General features: G+C 50.1%; 6 protein-coding genes and 1 pseudogene. 1 reads left to right on the top strand and 6 read right to left on the bottom strand.

The genetic code is table 11. The annotated features are described in order from the left end of the window. The 5 genes and pseudogenes from ABYV26_RS19570 to ABYV26_RS19550 form a co-directional block, all read right to left on the bottom strand. Window positions 1-614: pseudogene (locus tag ABYV26_RS19570) on the bottom strand (nitric-oxide reductase large subunit); the annotation flags it as partial. A gap of 144 nt (window positions 615-758) precedes the next feature. After that, a complete protein-coding gene (locus tag ABYV26_RS19565; protein WP_372683041.1) occupies window positions 759-950 on the bottom strand; it encodes a ferredoxin in 192 nt (63 codons plus the stop codon). Window positions 951-1058: 108 nt separating this feature from the next. After that, on the bottom strand, window positions 1059-1433 hold the full coding sequence (locus ABYV26_RS19560) for a cupin domain-containing protein (RefSeq protein ID WP_372683040.1): 375 nt from the start codon (window positions 1431-1433) through the stop codon (window positions 1059-1061). Beyond that, window positions 1420-2067: a DUF6448 family protein gene (locus ABYV26_RS19555; protein ID WP_372683039.1), complete on the bottom strand. Its 648-nt coding sequence runs from the start codon at window positions 2065-2067 to the stop codon at window positions 1420-1422. Before ABYV26_RS19555 ends, ABYV26_RS19560 begins: the two co-directional genes overlap by 14 nt. 3 nt (window positions 2068-2070) lie before the next feature. Then, window positions 2071-2628 (bottom strand): hemerythrin domain-containing protein, encoded by a 558-nt coding sequence (locus tag ABYV26_RS19550; protein ID WP_372683038.1) that lies wholly within the window; start codon window positions 2626-2628, stop codon window positions 2071-2073. 157 nt (window positions 2629-2785) lie between these two features. Here ABYV26_RS19550 and norR point away from each other — a divergent pair, with 157 nt between their 5' ends. Continuing rightward, window positions 2786-4354: a nitric oxide reductase transcriptional regulator NorR gene (gene norR / locus ABYV26_RS19545; RefSeq protein ID WP_372683037.1), complete on the top strand. Its 1569-nt coding sequence runs from the start codon at window positions 2786-2788 to the stop codon at window positions 4352-4354. A 2-nt stretch (window positions 4355-4356) separates the two neighbouring features. Here the strand turns inward: norR and ABYV26_RS19540 are convergent, their stop codons facing one another. Further along, entirely contained in the window at window positions 4357-5265 is a 909-nt protein-coding gene (locus tag ABYV26_RS19540; protein WP_372683036.1) for an adenylate/guanylate cyclase domain-containing protein, read from the bottom strand. Window positions 5266-5528: the final 263 nt, after the last annotated feature.

The following is a 5528-nucleotide window of genomic DNA, read 5'->3' as shown; positions in this document are numbered from 1 at the left end:
TTGGCGACACTGGCCCAGGCCGTCCAGGCAAAGAACGCCGTCAGCTGATGGATCTCTTCAGGGTCGTCGATATAGTTGTCGGGAAGGCCCGAATTGACTATCGGGTGCTTGAAATAATCGGTCCAGACCGTGAGCTGCCTTTGGAAAGAGTCCTTTTCAGCATCGATGAATGTCAGATGTTTGGATGCGGGATCGTAACGGTTTTCTTTTAAAAGAATGGCCACCCGGGCATCTACCTGAGCCCGCTGGGATTCATCCAGTGCCGCCAAGTCCACGCCGAAATCCTGCCGGGCGATGGCCTTGCCGGTTTCCAGCGAGAGCTCATGCAGGTACTGCGCCGAAAAATCCGGGCCCAAGTAGGAGCCGTGGCCCCAGATCGAACCGTTCTGCATCAGGCCGTATTTTAAAAATACCTCCTGGCCCGTTTCGATATCCTGCCGGTCGAAGACGGCAGTGCCTGCGGAATCGACCACCTTTTCCGGAATAGGTGGCGCATAGCGGTAGGCCTGCACCGACATGAAAATCAGACCGATCATGCCGACCACGAAAACCAAGACAACACTGCGGCGCCACCATGGAGAGAGAACCGCGGTGTCAGATAGCTGCTCTTGCATAATAGTACCTCCTATTTTTTTGAGATGATCGGTTATAGGTTCAAACCATCGAATATCCTTTTCCCATATTCAACACATTGATCCCGGCCCTCGTCGCCCGGATTCCAGCAAATTGTCAATCCATCGTTGAGCAATTAAAATCTTTCATTCCTTGTATATGCATTCAACAGGGCATGTTTCGATAGCCTCATCAATACATGCCTCTGGACCGCCTTCCGGCTGTATAACAAATGCCTTTTCTACCTCCTCATCAAACCCAAACACATCCGGACAAAGCTCAACACAGCTCTCACACCCAATACATTCTTCAGTTTCAATGCAAACTTTTTTACTCATATTAGCTTTCCTTCCCATGAACGTCGGTGATCTGCTGATTGACCCCTCCCTGCGGCAAGCCGCAGGAAATGCGCTCGCTATTGCGGTTCAATGTACAACGATGCCCGCCTAAATGGGCGGGGCGATGGTGACCAACACCCTCAAATCGCTCACCGCACGAATCCCGTGAGGCTCACTGATATCGGAAATCAGCACATCTCCAACATTGGCATCCAATACCTTATCGCCTTCCCCTAAAAACTGCCCCTGGCCCTCGAGTACGGTTATGGCCACCTGGCCTTCTATATCGTGAGAATGAATGGGGAGTTCCTGACCGGCCTTGAAATTAAAATTGATCACTTTAATGTATGGTGATTCATGCACCAGAAAGTTCTTCATCGACCGCTCGTCAAAACTGTTTTCTTTAAAGACCTCAATTTTTTTTTGCATTTCGATCTCCCTTGCTTGGTAAAATGGAATTGGGTTTAAATCAATGTCCTGCATGCTCAGTCCCGCCCTTGATCTTGTCATGCAACCCTTCCACATAGTGGGTAAAGACCACATAATCGTTGACGAATTCACGACCGGCGTCAACGTTTTCGTCGGCATGTTTCTGAGATTCCAGCGCATTGTTATAACGCGCGACGATACCACTGGTCATGGCCTTACTTAGGATGCTGGAAAGCTCATCGACTGATCCGGAAGCAAGCGCCTTATCTGCCAGTGCGACGGCCGGGTCAACAGTTGTGCCGGGTTTAAGCCCCGTGTAGGGTGCCCCCTCTCCGGCCCGGTGGATTCTGACCAGGGTTTCGAAAAAATACATGTCGGCCAAATCCCGTGCCTGTCCGCCAAGTTTTCTGACTTCGATTGTTTTTTGAAAAGCGGCACGAATATTGGGTTCTTCTACACTGGACACCCATTTTAGCAGCGGGGTGACGTCGCCGGCCTCAAGCGCCTTCTGGGCAGTCGCCACAACAGGCCCATCCAGCGTATCGCAATGGGCCTCGGCCCGAATACTCCAAAAGAAAAGAATTTCGAAAACAACCAACAAAGCCAAAAAATGCCTGATTTTAATTAAATTCGTCATGTTATTTCCTCCCTTTAATGGGGCATCTATATGGACCCATTCGACACCCATCGTTCACGACAGGTAAATGCTTTCCATAGACTCAATCATCTGATGAAATGCTTCATGCTTACCGGGTCCGATTTTCTGCAATTCTATCGTCTCGAAACCCTCCCAGAGCTCCATCTGCTTTTCTTCGGAAAGGTTGTTGTCCGCAAGTACAAACAATACATTGTTTTCTTTATCTATATGATGATTCAACAGAGTAATGTATGCGCGTGCATGATGGATGAAATCGCCTGCCGCCTTTCGGTCTCCGTCCCGATATCTCACAAGGGCGGCCTTCATTTTCGCGACAGCATCACGTCCCTGCTGGTGTTCTTTGAGCATCACACCAATGGGCCCGCCTTCCCTGCTGACGCCGACTTCTTCCAACGCCGGAAACAGGAGTTCTTCTTCTTTACCGTGATGGCATCGATCAACGAAGGTGGTAAAAAACTCGATCAATTGTTCCAGATGGTCGGAGTTGGTTAATTCACCCGATTTTTCAGCTTCGTTGCAGATGCTATCCAAAACCCGCAGCGTAATTTTGACTGCCTCGTGTTCCATTTTTAAGTCTTCAATTGGTTTCATTTTGTATCTCCTTTGCAGAATTTGTTTTGCCTCACTGTTGAGCAAACCACATGCCAAATATTTTTTTATAAATTTCAAGCTATTATATGTAGTGTTATCATTATAATAACAGAAAAAGTGTTTTCAAATTAACAACCATGTTGTAATTATAAAAACTATGGAACAATTGGATACCATATTGTCAATGGCAGTTGATTTAACCACAGCCCTGAATGCCAAGGATCGCTATCAGCGGCTGCTCCATTCAATTGGACGGGTGATTCCCTACAATGCCTCAACGTTGCTTCGCCTTGAGGGTGACGTACTGGTGCCGATTGCAGCGACCGGGCTAAGGGCTGATGCAATGGGCCGCAGATTTGCACGCAGTGAACATCCTCGTCTGGACATCATTTGCAATGCAGATGGACCGGTGCTTTTCCCATCGGACACAACACTTCCAGATCCGTTTGACGGTCTATTGCGTGCGGATGCAAATGAGTTTCACCACATCCACGCCTGTCTGGGATGTCCATTACGCATGGAGGACCAGCTGATGGGTGTATTAACCGCCGATGCCAAAGACCCTCATAGCTTCGACCATCTCGAGCCGTCGTTTTTAAAGGCAGTGGGAGCCCTGGCCGGCGCCCAGATGCAAACCGTCAACCTGATTGAAGCCCTGGAGCAAAGCGCCAGGCGGCACGGGCAGATTGCAGCCGATCTGATGAAAGACGTTCAGATCGGCAAAGATAAGCAGATCATCGGCAGCAGCCCGCCGATGGTCCGGCTGCGCCGCGAGATCGAACTTGTCGCCCGTTCCGACTTTACCGTCCTGGTATTGGGTGAGACCGGCGTCGGCAAAGAACTGGTTGTTCGGGCGATCCACGCGGAATCCAATCGCAAAGACGGTCCGATGCTTTACCTCAACTGTGCCGCGATGCCCGAGACACTGGCGGATTCAGAGCTCTTCGGCCACACCAAAGGGGCGTTTACCGGTGCGGTCAAGGATCGGGCCGGAAAGTTTGAGGTGGCCGATAAAGGCACCCTGTTTCTGGATGAAATCGGCGAACTGCCCCTTTCCATCCAGGCCAAACTGCTGCGAGCCATCCAGGAAGGAGAAATCCAGCGTGTCGGGTCGGAAAAATTAATAACAGTCAATGTTCGCCTGCTGACAGCCACGAACCGAAACCTCGAAAGAGAGGTCGAGAAAGGAAACTTCAGGGAGGACCTTTTTCACCGTCTAAACGTGTATCCGCTCAGCGTTCCTGCGTTGAGGGATCGAAACGACGATATCCCGCTGCTGGCTGGATTCTTCTCCGAGCGCATGCAGCGGCGCCTGGGGCTTGGGCCGGTTCGGATCAGTACGGAGGCGATGGAGACGTTAAAGCGTTATTCCTGGCCAGGCAACGTGAGAGAATTGGAGAACATTTTATCACGGTCGATTCTCAAGGCCTCGGTGAATTCGCCCCTGGGGGAGCCGGTGATCGTCAGCCCAGTCAATCTGGGCGACGATCTGTCAGCGGCCCACACGCCTGCGCGACTTGATACTCAGCCATCGCCCCCGCCGCTAACATCCGGACAAACGCTGCGAGAGGCCACAAAAAACTTTCAGATACAGGTGATTCAACGTGTTCTAGATGCAAAAAAAGGAAACTGGGCTGCTGCGGCAAGGCAATTGGGAATGCATCGCAGCAACCTTCACAATCTAGCGACGCGATTGAAGATACGAAAAAAAGGCAACCGGTCCTAAGATCATCCAACGGGCTTCTTAAGCAGGGAATAAATCTTGACGGGCTCTTTTATTCCCTTGAGGTTTGCAAATCCACGATCAAAGCACGGCCAGACGCCTTCGATCATTTCTTTTGTAATTTCCCCGATGAGAATATCCCCGCCTTTGGCATGATCCGAGAGACGGGCGGCAATGTTGGTCACCGAGCCACTGGCCGTATAGGTCATCCGGGTATCCAGGGATCCTCTAAATCTTGTCATCCCCACAAGCGCACTGCCTGAATTGATACCGATATTTACCTCAATCGGCTGAAAAAAACGCTTCAGGGACTTGTTAAGCACCCGGTTTCGGTCGACGATTTCAAATGCAGCCTTGACGGCGTTAATCGCATTGGTTCGTGCATCATGATCTTTAAAAATGATCATGAGCGCATCACCCGATGTCTCGTTGATATCTCCATGTGACCGGTGGATCGGGTCAACAAAACTTGAAAACATTTTCTCAATGACTTCATTGACCTCGGCTTCCGGTCTGGTATTGTTGAGTTTGGTATATCCTTCAAGGTCCAAAAACAAAACACTGACCTGTTTCCTCTCTTTCTCCCGGGTCAGCATTTCCGGGTTCTTATCGACAATATTGCGCACGGATGCAGGCACAAATGGTGTAATGTTGGCCAGCATCCTGCTGATTCTGATTTTATCCTGGGTCATCTCCCAATGTCTCTTGGCATTGATGATAATCCCTTTGAGCAGCTGGGCACAATCGCTGATAAAAAAGAAATCTTTACGCGTGTATTTGGTAAACGGCTGGATGACGACACTGACCACAACCAAGACTCGGTTTTCAATCAAAACCGGCATGGCATATTCAGGCCCCACAGTGACAAGTGTATGATCCATCCTTCTAATTGGCTCGCTTTGGGAAACCACCACTGGTTTCTTCTTGGAGATCGCCTTTTGAACGGCGGGCCTGTCACGTTTGCAGGCCTGGCAACTGACCGGTGTCTCGTATAGTGCGCATTGAAGCGGGCTGGTATACTTTTCGGCATCGGGATCAAGCAGAAGGATACAGACCTCCATGGCATTGGGAATCAAGTTGCGCAATTCTCCCCTGACTTTTTCTATGATCTCATTGACTTCCATTAAAGGCGCCGTTTTTTTTATCAGGCTCTGCAGCGCCTCAAACCGCTCTTTAT

The organism is Desulfosarcina sp., from assembly GCF_041551955.1.
Classification (GTDB): Bacteria; Desulfobacterota; Desulfobacteria; order Desulfobacterales; family Desulfosarcinaceae; genus Desulfosarcina.
This window is presented reverse-complemented; position numbering and strand designations above follow the sequence as displayed.

Coding starts and splice junctions, on each gene's coding strand:
- norR (WP_372683037.1), top strand. CDS start 2,786: ATGGAACAATTGGATACCATATTGTCAATGGCAGTTGATTTAACCACA.
- ABYV26_RS19560 (WP_372683040.1), bottom strand. CDS start 1,433: ATGCAGGACATTGATTTAAACCCAATTCCATTTTACCAAGCAAGGGAG.
- ABYV26_RS19555 (WP_372683039.1), bottom strand. CDS start 2,067: ATGGGTGTCGAATGGGTCCATATAGATGCCCCATTAAAGGGAGGAAAT.
- ABYV26_RS19550 (WP_372683038.1), bottom strand. CDS start 2,628: ATGAAACCAATTGAAGACTTAAAAATGGAACACGAGGCAGTCAAAATT.
- ABYV26_RS19565 (WP_372683041.1), bottom strand. CDS start 950: ATGAGTAAAAAAGTTTGCATTGAAACTGAAGAATGTATTGGGTGTGAG.